General features: G+C 63.6%; 14 protein-coding genes. 9 read left to right on the forward strand and 5 right to left on the reverse strand.

All coding sequences use genetic code 11. The features are described 5' to 3' along the window. Positions 1-314 precede the first annotated feature (314 nt). Positions 315-557: a DUF1127 domain-containing protein gene (locus tag ACZXDY_RS03955; protein WP_464344575.1), complete on the reverse strand. Its 243-nt coding sequence runs from the start codon at positions 555-557 to the stop codon at positions 315-317. Between the two features lie 272 nt (positions 558-829). Here ACZXDY_RS03955 and ACZXDY_RS03960 point away from each other — a divergent pair, with 272 nt between their 5' ends. Further along, positions 830-1,945: a branched-chain amino acid ABC transporter substrate-binding protein gene (locus ACZXDY_RS03960; protein ID WP_464344576.1), complete on the forward strand. Its 1,116-nt coding sequence runs from the start codon at positions 830-832 to the stop codon at positions 1,943-1,945. A 186-nt stretch (positions 1,946-2,131) separates the two neighbouring features. Here ACZXDY_RS03960 and ACZXDY_RS03965 read toward each other — a convergent pair whose 3' ends face one another. Further along, positions 2,132-3,370, reverse strand: a complete 1,239-nt coding sequence (locus ACZXDY_RS03965; protein WP_464344577.1) for a multidrug effflux MFS transporter — start codon at positions 3,368-3,370, stop codon at positions 2,132-2,134. Between the two features lie 447 nt (positions 3,371-3,817). Here ACZXDY_RS03965 and ACZXDY_RS03970 point away from each other — a divergent pair, with 447 nt between their 5' ends. Beyond that, positions 3,818-4,993, forward strand: coding sequence for a glycosyltransferase (locus tag ACZXDY_RS03970; RefSeq protein WP_464344578.1), 1,176 nt, complete (start codon positions 3,818-3,820; stop codon positions 4,991-4,993). Here the strand turns inward: ACZXDY_RS03970 and ACZXDY_RS03975 are convergent. After that, a complete protein-coding gene (locus ACZXDY_RS03975; protein ID WP_464344579.1) occupies positions 4,983-5,396 on the reverse strand; it encodes a CopD family protein in 414 nt (137 codons plus the stop codon). The genes ACZXDY_RS03970 and ACZXDY_RS03975 overlap by 11 nt on opposite strands. Beyond that, on the reverse strand, positions 5,393-5,722 hold the full coding sequence (locus ACZXDY_RS03980; RefSeq protein WP_464344580.1) for a DUF3817 domain-containing protein: 330 nt from the start codon (positions 5,720-5,722) through the stop codon (positions 5,393-5,395). The genes ACZXDY_RS03975 and ACZXDY_RS03980 overlap by 4 nt, the downstream gene beginning before the upstream one ends. A gap of 111 nt (positions 5,723-5,833) precedes the next feature. Here ACZXDY_RS03980 and ACZXDY_RS03985 point away from each other — a divergent pair, with 111 nt between their 5' ends. The 5 genes from ACZXDY_RS03985 to ACZXDY_RS04005 all read left to right on the forward strand — a co-directional run bounded on the left by ACZXDY_RS03985 (position 5,834) and on the right by ACZXDY_RS04005 (position 11,807). Beyond that, entirely contained in the window at positions 5,834-6,814 is a 981-nt protein-coding gene (locus ACZXDY_RS03985; protein ID WP_464344581.1) for a GlxA family transcriptional regulator, read from the forward strand. Positions 6,815-7,055: 241 nt separating this feature from the next. Further along, the gene (locus ACZXDY_RS03990; RefSeq protein WP_464344582.1) at positions 7,056-8,150 is read left to right on the forward strand and encodes a phosphotransferase family protein; all 1,095 of its coding nucleotides are present in this window, start codon (positions 7,056-7,058) and stop codon (positions 8,148-8,150) included. A 2-nt stretch (positions 8,151-8,152) separates the two neighbouring features. Next, positions 8,153-9,346, forward strand: coding sequence for an acyl-CoA dehydrogenase family protein (locus ACZXDY_RS03995; protein ID WP_464344583.1), 1,194 nt, complete (start codon positions 8,153-8,155; stop codon positions 9,344-9,346). Between the two features lie 65 nt (positions 9,347-9,411). Next, positions 9,412-11,052, forward strand: coding sequence for an acyl-CoA synthetase (locus tag ACZXDY_RS04000; protein WP_464344584.1), 1,641 nt, complete (start codon positions 9,412-9,414; stop codon positions 11,050-11,052). Next, positions 11,052-11,807 carry a FadR/GntR family transcriptional regulator gene (locus tag ACZXDY_RS04005; RefSeq protein WP_464344585.1) on the forward strand — a complete coding sequence of 252 codons (756 nt, stop codon included), beginning with the start codon at positions 11,052-11,054 and terminating at the stop codon, positions 11,805-11,807. Before ACZXDY_RS04000 ends, ACZXDY_RS04005 begins: the two co-directional genes overlap by 1 nt. Positions 11,808-11,817: 10 nt before the next feature. Here ACZXDY_RS04005 and ACZXDY_RS04010 read toward each other — a convergent pair whose 3' ends face one another. Beyond that, entirely contained in the window at positions 11,818-13,314 is a 1,497-nt protein-coding gene (locus ACZXDY_RS04010) for a porin (protein ID WP_464344586.1), read from the reverse strand. Between the two features lie 334 nt (positions 13,315-13,648). Between ACZXDY_RS04010 and ACZXDY_RS04015 the strand changes: the two genes are divergently transcribed. After that, complete coding sequence (locus ACZXDY_RS04015) at positions 13,649-14,881, forward strand: efflux RND transporter periplasmic adaptor subunit (RefSeq protein ID WP_080663565.1); 1,233 nt, start codon at positions 13,649-13,651, stop codon at positions 14,879-14,881. After that, on the forward strand, positions 14,878-18,027 hold the full coding sequence (locus tag ACZXDY_RS04020) for an efflux RND transporter permease subunit (protein WP_464344587.1): 3,150 nt from the start codon (positions 14,878-14,880) through the stop codon (positions 18,025-18,027). The genes ACZXDY_RS04015 and ACZXDY_RS04020 overlap by 4 nt, the downstream gene beginning before the upstream one ends. The last annotated feature ends 30 nt before the right edge of the window (positions 18,028-18,057 follow it).

Below are 18,057 nucleotides of genomic sequence, written 5' to 3' on the forward strand. Positions count from 1 at the left end.
CCCGATGCATCAGAGTTCTCAGGGCAACGCGCCCGCAAGAGCGCGATATCGGCCGCCGAGAGTCCGAAGGTCAAGAGTTTCTCGTCGCAGATATTGCCGAGCCATGCGCGTATACGTTGCTTCGCCGGATCACCCTGGGCTCGAACCAACCTTCTGACCAGGCCCGAGGTCGCAGCCGGTGTCTGCAACACAGTTTCGTGCTTCATGATGCTGTCCTATCGAACTGCAAACCGTGTCGGCGCGCGAATTCAACGGGCGCGTGGCGCGCGCCGTTGATCATCAGCGATCGAGGTCCTTGCGCGCTGTGTAACCGGCTAGGTTTCGCGCCTGCGGATGGATGCGATATCGTAGCGGGACAATCCGACGTCGCGCAGCATTCGGTCGTCGAGATCCCGCAGCTCTGCCATGGCCTGGCGTATCGCCAGTTCTTCCCTCATCTTCGACAGCAGGAACGTCACCATCGCGCTGATCGAGACATACCATCGCGGAGCGTTCGGCGCCTGTCGGGTCTGTTTCGGATATGGGCGGGTGTAGAACAGTTGGTCGATGTGCGACATCGATATCTCCCGGCAAATATCAGTCGCCGAGACTCTGGCGCGGCCATGTTTCCGGAACATTCCGACGCGGGAAAATACGGCTACGGCCGTAACGCGGGGCCGCGGCCGCCTTCCTGGCGATAACGCATAACAGAGCTCACGCCACCTCGCCCTCGATGGAGCCAGCACCATTGGTAAAAAAATACGCTGACATCGCGCCGATGTCAGCCGGCCATGCTATGAAGGGACCGGCGCAGTCGCCGTCTCTCTAAAACAACCCCAAGGACTTTCGTATGAAAGTGGTCAAGCTCTTCGGTCTAACACTAGGTGTGTCACTTGTGCTGTCCTCTGCAGCGCTGGCCCAGGACATCAGGGTGGCGGTTGCCTCTTCGATCACCGGCGGTGAAGCCGCGTTCGGCCGTCAGTTCCAGAACGGCGCCGAGCAGGCGGTGGCCGATATCAATGCCGCCGGCGGTCTCCTCAACAGGAAGCTGGTGCTTGATGTCAACGACGATGCCTGCGATCCGAAGCAGGCGCGCTCCGTCGCCGAGAAGATCGCCAGCGCGAGAATTCCGTTCGTCGCCGGCCACTATTGTTCTTCGTCGTCGATCCCGGCCTCGGAAGCCTATGCGGACGGCAACGTGCTGCAGATTTCGCCGGGCTCGACCAATCCGCTGCTTACCGAGCGCAAGCTGTGGAACGTGCTGAGGGTCTGCGGCCGCGACGACCAGCAGGGTCTGGTTGCCGCCGGCTATATCGCCAAGAACTTCGCCGGCAAGAACATCGCGATCCTCAACGACAAGACCACCTACGGCAAGGGACTTGCCGACGAAACCAAGAAGGCGCTCAATAAGGCCGGCGTCACAGAGAAGATGTTCGAGTCCTTCAACAAGGGCGACAAGGATTTCAATTCCATCGTGTCTCGGCTCAAGCGCGAGAACATCGATCTGGTCTATGTCGGCGGCTATCATCAGGAAGCGGGCCTGATCCTGCGCCAGATGCGCGATCAAGGGCTCAAGACGGTGCTGATGGCGGGCGATGCGATCAACGACCGCGAGTTTGCCTCGATCACCGGGCCTGTTGCGGAGGGCACATTGTTCACCTTCGGTCCCGATCCTCGCGAAAAGCCGACCGCAAAGGCCATCGTCGAGAAGTTCAAGGCCAAGAACATCGATCCCGAGGGTTACACGCTCTACACCTATGCGGCGTTCCAGGTGTGGTCGCAGGCGGTGGCGAAGGCCGGTACGACCGACCCGAAGAAGGTGGTCGATACCATAAAGGCCGGCGAATGGGACACTGTAATCGGCAAGTTGGCGTTCGATGCAAAGGGTGACATCAAGGCCATCGATTATGTCGTCTATAAGTGGGACGGCAAAGGCGGCTACGCCCAGGTCGACAAGGCGCTGTGAGGTAGCGTGACGTCCAGGGCCAACGAGCGAGTTTCGCTCGTTGGCCTATGTTGGTGGTACAAGGCGCGGACCTCAGCCGCGCCGTCGTCCCTGCGAAAGCAAGGAGCCATAACCACGGGTTGTGGCGCAAAGCAAGTGGGTTGCCGCGGAGCACAACAACAAAGGCCTGTGGTTATGCGTCCCGGGTCAAGCCCGGGACGACGGCGGTATGTCTATCACGGCCTGTTGCCTGACTCGCCCGACTGCCATTACCAAGAAAAGCAGCGCAACGAGAGCGCAGAATTCCATCACGCCGGCCATCGACAGTGCCGTCCGGCCGTCGAAGAGAACGGCCGTGAGCGCGCTGGTTAATGAGCCCGATATCATCACAAGACTGTTGGTTGCGGCGCTGACGGTGCCCGCCATTTCCGGCAGCGCTTGCAGCGCCCCCTGCATGAGGCCCGGCGCCGCGATCCCTCCGCTGAATGTGAGCGTGACGAATAGCAGGATGACGACGGTGGTCGGCGTCCAGCTCAGCAGCGTCATGGCCAGCAGGATCGACGATGTAAGAACCTGGATGGCAAATCCGATCGACAACGAATAATGCGATGGAACTCCGCGCGCGTTGAGCCGGCCGTCGACGAACGCTCCAGCCATTCCGGCGAATGCAGTCAGGCCGAATATGATTCCATATTGACTTGAGCTCATCCCGGCGACCTGGACAAGGAAAAGGGCCGATCCGGTCGCATAGGCGGCGAGAACTCCGAAGGACGCCGCGGCGGCAAAGAGATATGCGCGGCAGGTCGGATGCGACAGGACGCAGCGATAATCTCCGATAAGCGCCAGAAGGCTCAAGCGGGTCGCCGATCGCGGCTTCAGGTCATAGTCGGGGCCAAAGCGCTGGCCTACCAGCAAGACAATTCCGAGCGCTGCAAGGCTTGCATAGATCGCGCGCCAGCCCGCAAGGTCGAGCAAAGCCGCTCCCGCCATCGGCGCGGCGATCGGGGAGACGTAGATCGCCATCACGATATTCGACAGTTTTTGGCGGACGACAGTATCGTCGAACGCGTCACGGGCGATCGCGATGGCGAGGGTCATGGCCGCCGCGCCGATGCCTTGGATGACGCGGCATGCAATCAACACCGGCAGCGATGGTGCCAGCGCGCATCCGACCGAGGCCATGATGAAGATGATGGTGCCAAGCGTGACCATCGGTTTGCGACCGTATCGATCCGACAGCGGCCCGAACAGCAGCGGCGCAAGGCCGAAGCTGATCATGTAACTGCTGATCGTCAGGCCGGCACTATGTACCGGAACTGCAAGAGACGTGGCTGTGTCCGCGAGGGCCGGCAGTGCCATGTCGGTGCCGAAGCCCGGAAGGGTGGCCATCAAACCGAGCAGGCACGTGAACGCGAGCGAGTCCGTCTTGCCTGGAAGCGTCGTCATTTGGATTGAGCTTGTCGAAGTTCTGTCAGTCAACTGAGCGCCGGATCGAAGGACCTCGCCCAACACTGTCAGCGCAATATTGCGCGTTGATTTCAGTCCGCACGCGCTCTGTTACTTCCGTAACGCGAAGCTGACTCGACCGATTGTTGCGGCTGTAGCGCGTTCGTCCATTCCGGTGACTTTGCCGTAACAGCGACCGAACAATAATGAGACGCCGTGCTTGGCCCGTCGCAGCCGACGAGCCGTCAATGACCGCGGCTCAACTGCTCAGCTCAACGGAGACCGTGCATGAAGGCGCTTCTCGTCTCGTCCCCGATGATGGGACATCTCCATCCAGTATTGGGAGTCGGTCGGATACTGATCGCCGACGGCTGGAAGGTCATGGGCCTGACATCGAGCTATCTGCGAGACCGTGTCGAAAAGATCGGCGCTCAATTCCGCAGTTTCGTGCCGGCGGCCGACATCGATACGCGAGACGCCGCCAAACTGTTTCCGGAAATCATGACAGCGGCGCCGGGCGCACAGCAGTTGCGGCTGATCCTGGAGCAGGGTTTCGCCAATTTCATGCTGGCTCAGTATGAGAGCATCAAAATCGTCATGCAGGAGTTTCCTCCCGACATCATCATCGGCGATCATCTCATGCTGGGTGTGTTGCCGATGCTGCTTGGTCCTCGTGCGCAGCGGCCGTCCGTAGCCCTGCTTGGAACCACCTATCTCCTGTCACGTCGAGACGACGGCGCCCCGAACGATGCAGGCATTCCGCCCGCGCGCAACGACCAGCAACTAAGGGAGTATGCCTCGCTCTTTCAAACCTACGAACAATCCGTCTTTGGCCCGGCCGGACGATGCGTGAACGAGTCCCTGGCCCAGATCGGGAGCAGGCCGCTGCGTTTGAATCTTTATGACGCGATGGTGGAGCTGCCCGATATCTATCTGCAGCTCACGGTGCCGCGGTTCGAACTGCCGCGCCGCCGGCTGCCAAGTTCGGTGCACTTCGTCGGCCCGCTGCCGATTACGCCGAACCAGGCGCCAGTGCCGTCGTGGGCCTACGAGTTGGACGGTTCACGCAAGGTCGTCCTTGTGACCCAGGGCACGTTGACCAACAACGATTTCAGCGAGCTGACCCTGCCGACGCTGGAGGCGCTGGCGAACGAGCGGGATGTTCTCGTCATGGTGACGACCGGCGGGCGTCCGATCGACGCGCTCGGTGGCCGCTTGCCTCAAAATGTGCGGGTCGCCCAGTATCTTCCGTTTGAGTGGGCGTTGTCGAAAGCCGATGCATTCGTGACGAACGGCGGTTACGGCAGTGTCAATCAAGCCTTGAGTTACGGCGTTCCCATCGTCGCAGCGGGAACGGCAGCCGACCGCGGCGATGTCGGCGTCCGCGTCGCCTGGTCCGGGGTCGGCGTCAATCTGGCGACCAACGCACCCATCGCAGAGCAATTGCGTCCCGCTGTACGCTCGGTGCTGGATGATCCGAGATATCGCCAGCGCGCAGCGTCGCTGGCGGAGGACATTCGCGAGATCGATACCCCTTCGGAGATCCGCTGGCTGCTTCGGCAGCAGATCTCGATCCACTCTCAGGATGGCCTGCGCCCCAAGGCGGGCGCGGCTAAGGCTTGACCACGACCAGCACGACCACCGCCATCACGCAGACGAGGATCAAGGGCAGCGTTGTCCAGGGTTTTAGCGCCTTATTCCTGACAAGGCGCCGGAGCTGGCCTGACTGGATTCCATGTACGGCCGAGAGCACAACGACAAAGGCAAACTTGATTTGCAGCCAGGAGCTTGAGAACCACCCGGCCGTGACCGCCAACGTCAAGCCGAAAGCCCAGACCAGCAGCATGGCCGGCGTGGTCAGCCAGCGTTCCGATTTGGCCAGAAAACCCGCAACGGGCTCGACCGATCCCGGATTCGCGCGCTCCGCTGCCAGCACCATCGACGTGGTGACGGTACCGGCTACAAAAAAGAAGGCGCTGACGACATGCAACGCCTTCAGCCATGGGTAAAGCGTAGCAAGGCTCACTGGACCACACCGGTGCGCAAGGCCGCGGACTTTCGTGCAATGAGCCGCGCATTGGCAAAGCCCGCGAACGGGATGAACGCGACCGCGAACAGCCGCACCGCCTCCGATCGGCTCCAGCCGCCTTCCGCGATCGCCTGGATCGCAGCCCAGCAATAGCCGAGAAACGCAAGGCCGTGGACCGGCCCCATGACATGGACGGCGACGTTCCAGCCGGCGATATGCTTCAGTGGCACGGCGACTGCGACAAGCAGGACCAGCGTTGTCGCCTCGAGGACCGACAGTATTCCAAGCCACCGCAACTGCGTCGATTCGTAATCGTCGGACACGCGCACCTTCCCGCTTCAAGACCGGCGGCATGCATAGACAATGCCTCGCGCGCTCGGTGAGTGACCGAAATGACAACCTGCGATCATTTCCTGCCAAACCGCGTTTCGGCTATGTTCGCCCTGGAAAATGCTCGCTCCGAGGTGGTCATGCATAAAGTTTCAGTTCTCGCGATGGACGGGTTCGTGCCGTTCGACCTGTCGGTCCCGTGCGAGGTGTTCGGGCGCGCGAGTGGAGCGGCGGGCGTCGCCAGCTATAGTGTCCGCGTGTGCAGCGAAGCGACCGAAGTTCGGTCGAGGAATTTCACGTTACAAACGGAGTGGGGCCTTGAGGAGCTCGCGTCGGCCGATACGGTCCTGGTGCCGGGAGTGGAAGATCCGACCGCTCCGGTCTCCCCGGCCGTGCTTGGGGCGCTTCAATCTGCCTGGGAGCGCGGCGCCAGACTGGCGTCGATCTGTTCGGGAGCCTTCGTTCTGGCGGCAACTGGCCTCCTGGATGGACGCCGGGCCACGACGCATTGGATCTGCGCAGACGAGTTCGCACGGCGCTATCCGCGCATCCAGGTCGATCCAAACGTGCTGTTCGTCGACGAGGGGCGCCTGATCACCTCCGCCGGAGCCTCAGCGGGAGTGGACATGTGCCTGCACCTGCTACGACGCGATCACGGTCAGGCGGTTGCGGCCGACGCGGCGCGGCTCGCCGTTGCTCCCCTAGTCAGGGACGGCGGCCAGTCCCAGTTCATCAGGCACGAACCGCCGAAATCCGCCGCCAGCCTGGCCTCGCTGCTCGACTGGATGAGCGCCAATCTCGACCGCACGCTCACGGTTCGGTCGCTGGCCGACCGGGCGCGCATGAGTCCGAGGACACTGGCGCGACGCTTCCAGGAGCAGACCGGAACGACGCCGCTGCAATGGCTGCTCAAGATGCGCATTCGCCGGGCGCAGGAACTGCTCGAAACCAGCGTGGCTTCGGTCGATCAGATTGCAAGCTCGGTCGGATTCGAATCCGCGGTTACCTTCCGATCGCGCTTCCGGAAAGTCGCCGGCATCAGCCCGACCGCCTACCGTCATCGCTTCGGTGCCCGGGAGCACTAATTTATTGTCCGACATATGCGTTCCGGTGGATCTGGCTCTCGGAAGCCGTTTCGAAAAATATCTATAAATCACAAAAGCTTATGAGATGGCCTGGCGCGGAGTGTCGATTTCGCTATTGCCAGTTGCAAGCTTGGCGGTCCTGGCGCTAATTTTTGGTCCGACAATAATCGTCCGAGCCCTCGAAGCGGCGGGAGGCTAGGGCTCCAACCTTGATATTCGGAACAGGGAGGTCGAGGCGCGCGTGATTGCTGATCCGTCGCTATCAGGAAATCCGGGACTGCTGTCGGCCGCGGAAACCGCGCCTGCCGATTGGGATCGCCTTGCGCGGCATCTGGAAGCCCACGGCATGAATGTCGATCTGGCGCGGCCGATCCGGCAGTTCGCCGGTGGCCTCGCCAATCGCAACTATCTCCTGAACGTCAACGGCGCGCCGGCGGTCCTGCGCCGTCCGCCCGACGGCGATCTGCCGCCGGGCGCCCACGACATGGCGCGCGAGCATCGCATCCTGTCGCGCCTTGCCGACGCGCTGCCGTTCATCGCGAGGGGGCTGCATTATTGCGGCGACCGCGGCGTCATCGGCGTTCCCTTCCAACTCATTGAGTATCGCGCAGGGCTCGTCATCCGCGGCGCGGATCTGTCGCCGCCGCTGCAAGGGCGCGACGATGCACCCGGGGTTCTCTCGGAGATGATGGTTGGAACATTGGCCGCGTTGCACGGGGTCGATGCGCGCGCGGTCGGACTCGAGGATCTTGGCCGCCCCGAGGGGTTCATCGCCCGCGCGATTGCCGGCTGGTCGAAACGCGGGGCGCTGGTTGCCGAGGACAGCGCGTTGCGAGGTCTGCTGCAGGACATTTCGCAGTGGCTGTCCCGGCAGACATTCCGTGAGCGGACGCCGACGCTGCTGCACTGCGATTTCAAGCTCGACAATCTGATCCTGAATCCGCAGACGCTTTCGCCGGTCGCGCTGGTCGATTGGGACATGGGCACGCGGGGCGATCCGCTGTTCGATCTGGCGACGCTCTTGAGCTATTGGGCGCAGCCGGATGATCCGCCGGCATTGCAGCGCCTGCAGCAGATGCCGACAACTCATCCCGGGTTCTGGCGCCGTGCCGAAGTCGCGCGGCGCTATGCCGATCTGACCGGACTGGATATCGATGACCTGCCGGCGATGCGCGTGCTCGCGCTGTTCAAGCTCGGGATCGTGTTCCTGCAACTGCACCGGCAATGGGCCAACGGCGCGGTGAAGGACAGTCGCTATGCCGACTTCGCCTGTCTTGGCGAGGACATTCTCCTGGTCGCGCGCGACGCAGCGACCGGAACTGAGCGAGGAAACTGACGATGCATCAACTCGACATGAACTTTTCGCTGCCACCGCGCGTGTCCGAACTGGCCGATCGCGTGAAAGCCTTCGTCAAGGACACGGTCGTCCCGTTCGAGAAGGACAAGCGCTGGACCTCCCATGGTCCGACCGACGAGCTACGGCGCGAGCTCAACGCGCTCGCGCGCAAGACCGGCGTATTCGCGCCACATGCGCCGGCGGAATATGGCGGCCAGCATCTGTCGCATATCGGCCGCGCCGCCGTGTTCACCGCCGCCGGCTATTCGATGCTCGGTCCCGTGGCGCTGCATTGCGCCGCGCCTGATGAGGGCAACATCCATCTCCTCGATGTCGTGGCGCGGCCGGATCAGCGCGAGCGCTATTTGAAGCCGCTCGCGACCGGAGATATCCGCTCCTGCTTCTGCATGACGGAGCCCGCTCCCGGCGCGGGCTCCGATCCCGGCCAGTTGCAGACTACGGCGCGGCGCGATGGCAATGACTGGGTCATCGACGGCGAGAAATGGCTGATCACCGGCGCCGAAGGCGCGGCCTTTGCGATCATCATGGCGAAGACGAGCGGCGCAGGAATGGAGGGGGCTGCGACCATGTTCCTCGCCGACATGTCCGATCCCGCTATCACGATCGAGCGCACGCTCGACACTATCGATTCCAGCTTTGTTGGCGGGCATGCGGTGGTCCGCTTCAATGGACTTCGCGTGCCGTCCGACGCCGTGCTCGGCGAGATCGGACAGGGCTTTCGTCACGCCCAGGTTCGCCTCGCGCCGGCGCGGCTCACGCACTGCATGCGCTGGCTCGGCGCAGCGATCCGCGCCCAGGAAATCGCGACCGAGTACGCGCGGCGTCGCACGGCGTTCGGCAAGCCGCTCGGCGAGCACGAGGGCGTCTCCTTCATGCTGGCCGACAACGCGATGGACATCCACCAGGCGCAACTGACGATCTGGCATACGGCCTGGCTGCTCGACAAAGGCGAGCGGGCCTCGACCGAGAGCTCGATGGCCAAGGTGATCTGCTCGGAAGCGATCGCGCGCGTCGCGGACCGTTCGCTGCAGATCCTCGGCGGGCTCGGCACCACCCGCGACACGGTGGTCGAGCGGTTCTATCGCGACGTCCGCGCCTTCCGCATCTATGACGGCCCGTCCGAGGTGCACCGCTGGGCGATCGGACGGCGGATCGTGACTCACGGCGCGAGATAGGCGGCGGTAAGAGCCCGCCGCAGAAACAGAACAACAAGCGCAAAACGCGCGAGCAGGAGGAAATGATGCGAGATGTCTGGTCACCGCCCAAAGAGCCTGCGGTCGAAGGCTATGAAAGCCTGTGCGCCAACTTCCGCTGGCAGGTGCCGGAGACCTTCAATTTCGGCACTGACATCATCGACCGCCGCGCCCGCGAGCAGGATGGGGCGGCGCTGATCTGGGAGAACGCCGCAGGCGAGACGCGGCGCTACAGCTATTCCGATCTGTCGCTGCTATCGAACCGGCTCGCGAATGTGCTGCGCGCGAATGGCGTCGAAAAGGGCGACCGCGTCATCATCATGCTGCCGCGGCTATCCGAATGGTTCGTCGCGCTGATTGCGGCGATGAAGATCGGCGCGGTGCCGATCCCGTGCATCGAGATGCTGACGGCGCGCGATATCGAATATCGCGTCGCCAATGCCGAGGCCAAGGCGGCGATCTGCCGTCCCGAGCAGACCGGCAAATTCGCATCCGTGGAGGAGCTGATCCCGGTGCGGATCGCGCTCGGCCAGACCTCAGGCTGGCTCGATTGGAACAGCGAAGTGGCGCGCGCTTCCGAGACGATCGAGCCGGCGATCGTCAGGGCCGAAGATCCCGCGATCATGTACTACACGTCAGGCTCGACCGGCCATCCGAAGGCCGTCGTCCATGCGGCACGCGCGATCTTTGCGTGGCGGGTCTCCGCGATCTACTGGCTCGATCTGCGTCCCGGCGAGGTGATCTGGTGCACGGCAGACACCGGCTGGAGCAAGGCGGGGACCAGCATCATCTTCGGGCCGCTGAGCTGCGGCGCCTGCTCGTTCTTCTTCGACGGCCCGTTCGTGCCGAAGGACCGGCTCGAACTCCTGCGCAAGCACCAGGTCACCGTCTACTGCGCGCCCGGCACGGAGTTGTCGCGCGTCGTCGGCGAAGTCCGCGCGCGCGATGATCTCGGCCGGCTGCGCCGCGTCGTCACTGCGGGCGAAGCCATGAACCCCGTCGTCGCCGAGCGCTGGGAGGCGGCGACCGGCATCCGCATCGATGAAGCCTATGGGCAGACCGAAGCCCTGATGGTCGCACTGAACTATCCAACCGAGCCGGTCCGTTACGGCTCGATGGGGCGTCCATCGCCGGGCTCCGACCTTGATGTGATCGACGCCAAGGGCAACCGCTTGCCGCCGGGGCAGGAGGGCGACCTCGCGCTGAAAGTGCCAAACCCGCAATTGATGCTCGGCTACTGGAAGGATGCGGAGCGCACCGCGGCCTGCTTTGTCGATGGTCCGGACGGGCGCTGGTTTCTGACCAGCGATCGCGCGGAGAAGGATGCCGATGGCTATCTCTGGTATCGCGGGCGCTCGGACGATGTCATCAATTCAGCCGGATACCGCATCGGCCCGATCGAGGTCGAGAACGCGCTGGCCGAGCATCCGGCGGTGCAGATGTGCGCGGTAGTCGGCAGCCCCGATGCCGAGCGTGGGGAGATCGTGAAGGCGTTCGTCGTGCTGCGGCCAGGCCATGCGCCGTCGCCGGAGCTGACGCGCGAATTGCAGGACCACGTCAAGTCGGTCACCGCGCCTTACAAATATCCGCGCGCGATCGCGTATATCGCCGAGCTTCCGATGACGATCACCGGCAAGATCCGTCGCCGCGAATTGCGCGACCGCGAGTTCGCGCGAGGCGTCGCCTGATGTCTGTAGCGGATCTCAGCAACAACGCCCAGGAGCGCAACGAGCCGGTCTACCGGCTGGTGGTGCGCAGCATCGAGGCCAAGATCATGTCGGGCGAGTGGGCGGTCGGCGACCGGGTGCCGGCGGAGATCGCGCTGGCGGCAAGCTTTGGTGTCCACCGCTCGACGGTCCGGGAAGCGATCCGGGTGCTGGAGCAGAACGGCATCGTCCGCCGTCACGACGGCGGCAAATTGCTCTATGTCACCGCGCCGCGCGAGGCCGACATTTCGCAGAAGGTGACGGCCGCGATCGTACTGCAGGAGATCAGCTTCTTCGAACTCTGGGAAAGCATGCGCTGTTTCGAGCCGGTGCTGGCGGAATGCGCCGCGATGCGGATCGACGAGGACCTGCTGGCCGCGCTGCGCGCCAATGTCGAGAACACCAAGGCCGCGCTCGAGGACAAGCAGAGCCTCGTTGCGCTCGACATCGAGTTTCACCAGATCATCGCGCGAGCCTCGCGCAATCGTGCGCTGCAGCTCAGCCGCGAGCCGATGAGCCAGCTATTCTATCCGGCTTTCTTGCGGGTGTTCTCCCGCCTGAATGCCGGCGAACGCCTGGTCTTCGCCCATGAGAAGATCCTGCAGGCGCTCTTGATGCGTAATCCCGCCGAGGCGCGGTCCTGGATGGACAAGCACATCGTCGATTTCCGGCGCGGCTATGAGCTTGCCAATTTCGATATCGAGGCGCCGGTAGGCTGGTCGCAACGGTCAGCGTAGATCCGCCGTCTCAAAAGCGGAAGCGCAGCCCGGCTGTGGGCGCGACGTTGCTGTGCTGGAAAAAGCCGGACGCCAGGCCGCCATTGACCTGCGTGAACATCACGCCGAAATAGGTGTCCCATTTCGGCGCAAATCTCCAATCGACCGCGGCAGAGATTGCGTCGAACGTGCCGGCGCATTGCGCGTGCGCGCTGGAGGAGCAGAAGGAGGCGCCTCCGGCGGCGGTGCCGAAGAAGGAATTCTGGATGTAGTGATAATAGGCGGCGATCACATCGAGATCGTCGTTCACGGAGTATTTCATGCCGGCCCACATGACCTGAAAGGTCTTGTTGCCGAGCCCGTTCACGCCGAACGCCGCATTATTGATGTTCGTGCCGTTGAAGGCATCGCAGCCCTGGCAAAGGAAGTTTCCGGCGATGTCGGTGAAGGCGGCCTGCGGATTGCTCGGCGGCTCGTATCGGATGTATTCGTAACCGGCGTACAGCTTCAGCGACTTGGTCGTGTATTTCGCCACGAACATCGCGGCGGTGTTGTCGGAGATCGTCGCCGTCAGCGTCTGCGGCAGGAACGGGGCGATCGGCGTCCCGAACGCGTTGTTGGCTCCCGGTGCAAGCGCAAGCGACACGGAATCCTTGACATGGCTGTAGATCGCATCGACCGAGAGCACGTCATTGTCGCGGATCGGAATGTCGCCGCCGAGCTGGAATTGATAGGCGCCATTGGACGCATTGTTCTCGTCATAGCCGCCGAACTGCCACAGCGCCGCCGCCCGGAAATGGTTGAAGTTGTACCGGTACTTCACCGACGTCGAGTGTCTGCAATTTTCGGTGTTGCCGCCGCCGCAGGTGATTCCCTGGAAGCCGATCGCCGAGAAACCGTAGGAGGCGCCGAACGGATCGTAATCGAACACGGCGTCCAGCGTCAGCGAGTTCTGTCGGAAGAGGGTCAGCGTGCCAAAGGTCGGGGAGCTGACGCCGACGTAACCCTGACCGTTGTACCACTGACCCGCTCGGCTTGAATCCGAATAGGCGGTTTGCAGGTTTTGCGGGAGGCCGGCATTCGCGGCGATAGCTCCGGGTCCATTCGAGAATCGCAGCGAATAGGGGTCGAAGCCGGCATCGAGGTCAAAGACGAAAGAAAAGTCCTCGCCGATTGGCCTGGTTCCCTTGATGCCAATGGTCGAATTGCTCAAGGCATTGGGTGCGAGCGTCCATGTCGCCAAGCGGTTCTGTTTCTGGACCAGGTAGGACGCTGCGACTGCAGATCGCGGATCAAACGAGGCACCGTGGCTTTGCCAGCCGAAGCCGGTGTCGATGATGCCGAAGACCGTGATGCCTTCCCAGGTGAGCTGGCAGTTGGTCGTGACGAAGTCCGACGGGTCGGTGCAGGGGCGCGGCGTCGTGGACGCTGCCGGCGGCGCCTTGGTCGGCGCGACGTCGGCTGCCCTTGTCTCCGATCCGCCGACAATCGCAAGAAGGACTGCCGCGCAAATCCCGAGCTTTGGCACCGAAAAGCTCCCCCGGCGACCGGCCCCACGGCGCCTAGCCAAGCTTGGCTTGCTGGCCGATCATGCAGCAAGCAACATTCAACAGGTTGTGCAGCGCCTGGCCAAAAAAGTTCGTTCCAGTAGCGGCGGGGCCACACAGCGCTACCAGCGGAGGCCTGCGGACCTGATCCCTTCCTCCGCCATCACATTTTGGTGCGACACGGCGATCTGGCCATCGAGAGAGCATCGATTGACCGCTGCCATACGTTCATACCGTTGGCTTTCCCGATGCGGATGCTATTGATCCGGGTCAAACGGGACAAAGGCGCGAACAGTGAATCTTGCAGGGATAACAATGGCCCGGCTCGCCGGGGTCGTCGCGTTGGGCAGCGCCATGTTCGGCGCGCTGGCCGCCGCCGAGGCCCAGCAGGCCGCGGGACCTCCAGCGGTCGGTATCATTGAGGCGGTCAAGCGGCCCGTCACCCAATCCAACGAGTTTCTGGGGCGGATCGAGGCCACCAACCGGGTCAACGTGGTCGCCCGCGTCACCGCCTTCCTGGAAAAGCGGAACTTCGTCGAAGGCGCCGAGGTCAAGACCGGCGATATGCTCTACGAGCTCGAGCGCGGCCCGTTCGAGGCGGACCTTGAGTCCAAGAAGGCGCAGGTCGCGCAATTGCAGGCCACCCTCGTCAACGCCAAGCTGACGACCGGCCGCGCCAAGGCCTTGCTCGGCGGCCCGGCCGGCCAGCAGTCCACCTATGATGCTGCGCTCGCCAACGAGCAGAGCCTGGAAGCGCAGGTGCAGGCTGCCCAGGCACAAGTCGACCTCTCAAAGATCAATCTGGACTACACCCAGATCCGCTCGCCGATCGACGGTAAGATCGGCCGCACCGCGGTGACCGAAGGCAACGTTGTCAGCCCAAGCTCGGGCGTGCTCACGACCATCGTGAGCCAGGACCCGATGTACGTGACCTTCCCGGTGTCGGTGCGCGAAGGCCTCGTGCTGCGCGACCGTTACGCGACGCTGGGCGGGTTCAAGGCGGTGGTGATCAGGATCCGTCTGCCCGACGGCAAGCTCTATGACCAGGTCGGCGAGCTCAACTTCGTCAACAACACGATCGCGCAGAACACCGATACCATCACGCTGCGCGGCATTATCCCCAATCCCATACTGCCTCGTCTGTCGTCGGCGGACAACGTCACGGTGCGCCAGCTCACCGACAACGAGTTCGTCACCGTCCTGCTCGAGGGCGCGCAGCCGGTCGACGTGGTGGCGATCCCGCGCTCGGCCGTGCTGTCGGACCAGCAGGGCGACTATGTCTTCGTGCTCGGGGCCGACAACAAGGCGGAGCAGCGGCGGATCGTCCTTGGACAGTCGACCGCGACCATCGCTTCGGTGACCTCTGGGCTTTCGGTCGGAGAGAAGGTGATCGCTGAAGGGATGCAGCGGGTGCGGCCCGGCCAGCCGGTGGCGCCGGCACCGGCGAGCGCGCTGATCCAGTCGAGCCTGAAGGAAACGGCGGAAAACACGGGCTCGCCCCGGAGCGGCGGCGCGATCGGTCCGAAGCCTGCGGGCACCAGCCCATGATTTCCGCCATCTTCGTCGATCGTCCGCGGCTTGCCATCGTCATCGCGCTGGTCATCACCATCGCGGGCGCGCTGGCGCTATTGCAAATTCCGGTGGCGCAGTTTCCGGACATCGTGCCGCCACAGGTCACCGTAACCGCCAATTTCCCGGGCGCCTCCGCCGAAGTGGTGGAATCGAGCGTCGCGCAGCCGCTCGAAGCCCAGGTCGTCGGCGTCGACAAGATGCTCTACATGAAGTCGACCAGCGGCAATGACGGCAGCTACACGCTGACCGTCTCGTTCGCGCTCGGCACCAATCCCGATATCAACACCGTCAACGTCAACAACCGCGTCCAGAGCGCGCTCGCGCAACTGCCGACCGAGGTGCAGGCGCAAGGCCTGGTCGTGCAGAAGAAATCCTCGGCCGTGCTGCAGTTCATCGTGCTGTACAGCAAGAGCGGCCAGCAGGATCCGCTGTTCATCACCAACTACGCGATCATCAACGTGCTCGATGCGATCTCGCGCACGCCGGGCGTCGGCCAGGCCTCGCTGTTCGCGAAGCTGAACTACTCGATGCGGATCTGGTTCGATACGCAGCGGCTCACCAGCCTCAATCTGGCGCCCTCGGATGTGATCGCGGCGATCCGGGCGCAGAGCGTACAGGCGCCGGTCGGCCGCATCGGCGCCCGTCCGATCGCCGAGGACCAGCAGTTCCAGTTCAACGTGCAGACGCAAGGGCGGCTCACGACGGCGGCCCAGTTCGGCAATATCGTGCTGCGCGCCAACCCGGACGGCTCGGTGCTCCGGGTCAGCGACGTCGCCCGGGTCGAGATCGGCGCCCAGAACATGGACAGCGAGTCCCGGATCGACGGCCAGCCCGGCGTACCGATCGGCATCTATCTTGCGCCGGGCGCCAATGCGGTGACCACCGCCGCCGCGGTGCAGTCGACGCTCACCAGATTGTCGGAACGGTTTCCCCCGGGCCTGACCTATCTGGTGCAGTACGACTCCACGACCTTCGTCTCCGATACCATCAAGGAAGTGCTGAAGACGCTCGGCGAAGCCTTCGTGCTGGTCGTGATCGTCGTGTTCCTGTTCCTCGGCAATTTGCGCGCCACGGTGATCCCGGCGGTCGCGGTGCCGGTCAGCCTGATCGGCACCTTTGCGGTTCTCCTGATCCTCGGCTATTCCGCCAACACCGTGTCGCTGCTTGCGATGGTGCTTGCCATCGGCATCGTGGTCGACGACGCCATCGTCGTGGTCGAGAACGTCGAACGCGTGATGGAGAGCGAGCCCGAGCTGTCGCCGGCGGAGGCCACCAAAAAAGCGATGGCGCAGATCACCGCGCCGATCATCGCGATTTCGCTGGTGCTGTTGTCGGTGTTCGTGCCGATCGCGTTCATCCCCGGCATCTCCGGAACCCTGTTTCGCCAGTTCGCGGTGACGATCAGCGCGGCTATGGTGATCTCGGCGCTGAACGCGCTGACGCTGTCGCCGGCGCTCTGCGCCGTGTTCCTGCGGCATACCGGGCCGCGCCGCGGCATCATGGGGCGCGTGCTCGGCGGCATCGATTGGGTGCGCGACCGTTATGCCGGCATGGTGCGCCGGCTGCTGCGGGTGGCGATATTGTCGCTGGTCGCGGTGCTGGTGTTTGCCGGCGGCGTTTTCGGCGTGTCGCGCATAACTCCGACGGGCTTCCTGCCCGAGGAGGATCAGGGCGCCTTCTTCATCTCGGTGCAATTGCCTGACGGTGCGTCGGTGTCGCGCACCAGCGAGGTGACCAAGCAGGTCGAGGCGCTCTTGAAGAAGATGCCGCAGGTCGAGCACGTGCTCTCGATCATCGGCTTTTCGCTGCTCGACGGCGCGAGCGAGCCGAACTCGGCCTTCATGGTGGCGCGCATGAAGCCGTTCGCCGATCGGCAGGCCGCCGCGGATTCGGTGCAGGCGACGATCCGGCGAATGTTCGGGGAGGGCGCGCAGATCCGGCAGGCCAATATCCTGCCGTTCAACCTGCCGCCGATCATCGGGCTTTCGACCTCCGGCGGCTTCGAATATCAGCTCGATGCGCTGGAAGGGCAGGATCCGGCTGCGCTCGGCAGCGTGATGACCGGCCTGATCAATGCGGCCAACCGTGACCCGCGGCTGGCGCGCGTGTTCTCGACCTTTACCGCGACCAATCCGTCGATCTATCTCGACATCGACCGCGCCAAGGCGCAGGCGCTCGGGCTGAACATGGCCGACGTGTTCACCGCGCTGCAGGCGACGCTGGGCGGCATCTACGTCAACAACTTCAACCTGTTCGGCCGCACCTGGCAGGTCAATGTCGAAGGTGAGGCTGCCAATCGCGGCGACATTTCCGACATCTGGCAGATCTATGTCCGCAACAGCGGCGGCGAGATGGTACCGATGCGCTCCATCGCGAGCGTGAGGATCGTCACCGGACCGCAAGTCATCACCCGCTACAACAACTACCGCTCGGTCACCATCAACGGCAGCCCGGCGCCAGGCGTCTCGTCGGGCACCGCGATCGCCGCGATGGAGGAAATTTCGCGAGCGACGCTACCGGCCGGCTATTCCTACGAATGGACCGGCACCGCCTATCAGGAGCAGGCGGCCTCAGGGCAGACCGGCATCATTCTCGCGCTCGCGGTGCTGTTCGCCTATCTGTTCCTGGTTGCGCTGTACGAGAGCTGGACCATTCCGATCCCGGTCCTGTTGTCGGTCACGGTGGGCGTGCTCGGCTCGTACACGGCGATCAAGGTCGCCGGCTTGAACCTCGATCTCTACGGCCAGATCGGCCTCGTGGTGCTGATCGCGCTCGCTGCCAAGAACGGCATCCTGATCGTCGAGTTTGCCAAGGAGCAGCGCGAGGGCGGATTGCCGATTGCGCAGGCCGCGGAGCTCGGCGCCCAGATGCGGTTCCGCGCTGTGATGATGACCTCGATCGCCTTCATCCTCGGCCTGGTGCCGCTGGTGGTCGCGACCGGCGCCGCCGAGATCAGCCGCAGGGCGGTCGGCACGGCGGTGTTCGGCGGCATGCTCGCCGCAAGCTCGATCGGCATCTTCCTGGTGCCGATGCTCTACGTCACCTTCCAGCGCTGGCGCGAAGACGCGAAACGCCGTTTCGGCAAACCGGCCGAAACACCGCATGCGCCGCCCGCGGAGTAGAGTGGTGGGTGAATTGGCCGAATCCCGATA

The sequence above is a fragment of the Bradyrhizobium sp. LeoB3 genome (genome assembly GCF_055456055.1).

Bases quoted from the DNA above. Each gene is read 5' to 3' on its own strand.
- ACZXDY_RS03955 (WP_464344575.1), bottom strand. From the start codon at position 557: ATGTCGCACATCGACCAACTGTTCTACACCCGCCCATATCCGAAACAG.
- ACZXDY_RS03960 (WP_464344576.1), top strand. From the start codon at position 830: ATGAAAGTGGTCAAGCTCTTCGGTCTAACACTAGGTGTGTCACTTGTG.
- ACZXDY_RS03965 (WP_464344577.1), bottom strand. From the start codon at position 3,370: ATGACGACGCTTCCAGGCAAGACGGACTCGCTCGCGTTCACGTGCCTG.
- ACZXDY_RS03985 (WP_464344581.1), top strand. From the start codon at position 5,834: ATGTTCGCCCTGGAAAATGCTCGCTCCGAGGTGGTCATGCATAAAGTT.
- ACZXDY_RS03995 (WP_464344583.1), top strand. From the start codon at position 8,153: ATGCATCAACTCGACATGAACTTTTCGCTGCCACCGCGCGTGTCCGAA.
- ACZXDY_RS04000 (WP_464344584.1), top strand. From the start codon at position 9,412: ATGCGAGATGTCTGGTCACCGCCCAAAGAGCCTGCGGTCGAAGGCTAT.
- ACZXDY_RS04005 (WP_464344585.1), top strand. From the start codon at position 11,052: ATGTCTGTAGCGGATCTCAGCAACAACGCCCAGGAGCGCAACGAGCCG.
- ACZXDY_RS04015 (WP_080663565.1), top strand. From the start codon at position 13,649: ATGGCCCGGCTCGCCGGGGTCGTCGCGTTGGGCAGCGCCATGTTCGGC.
- ACZXDY_RS04020 (WP_464344587.1), top strand. From the start codon at position 14,878: ATGATTTCCGCCATCTTCGTCGATCGTCCGCGGCTTGCCATCGTCATC.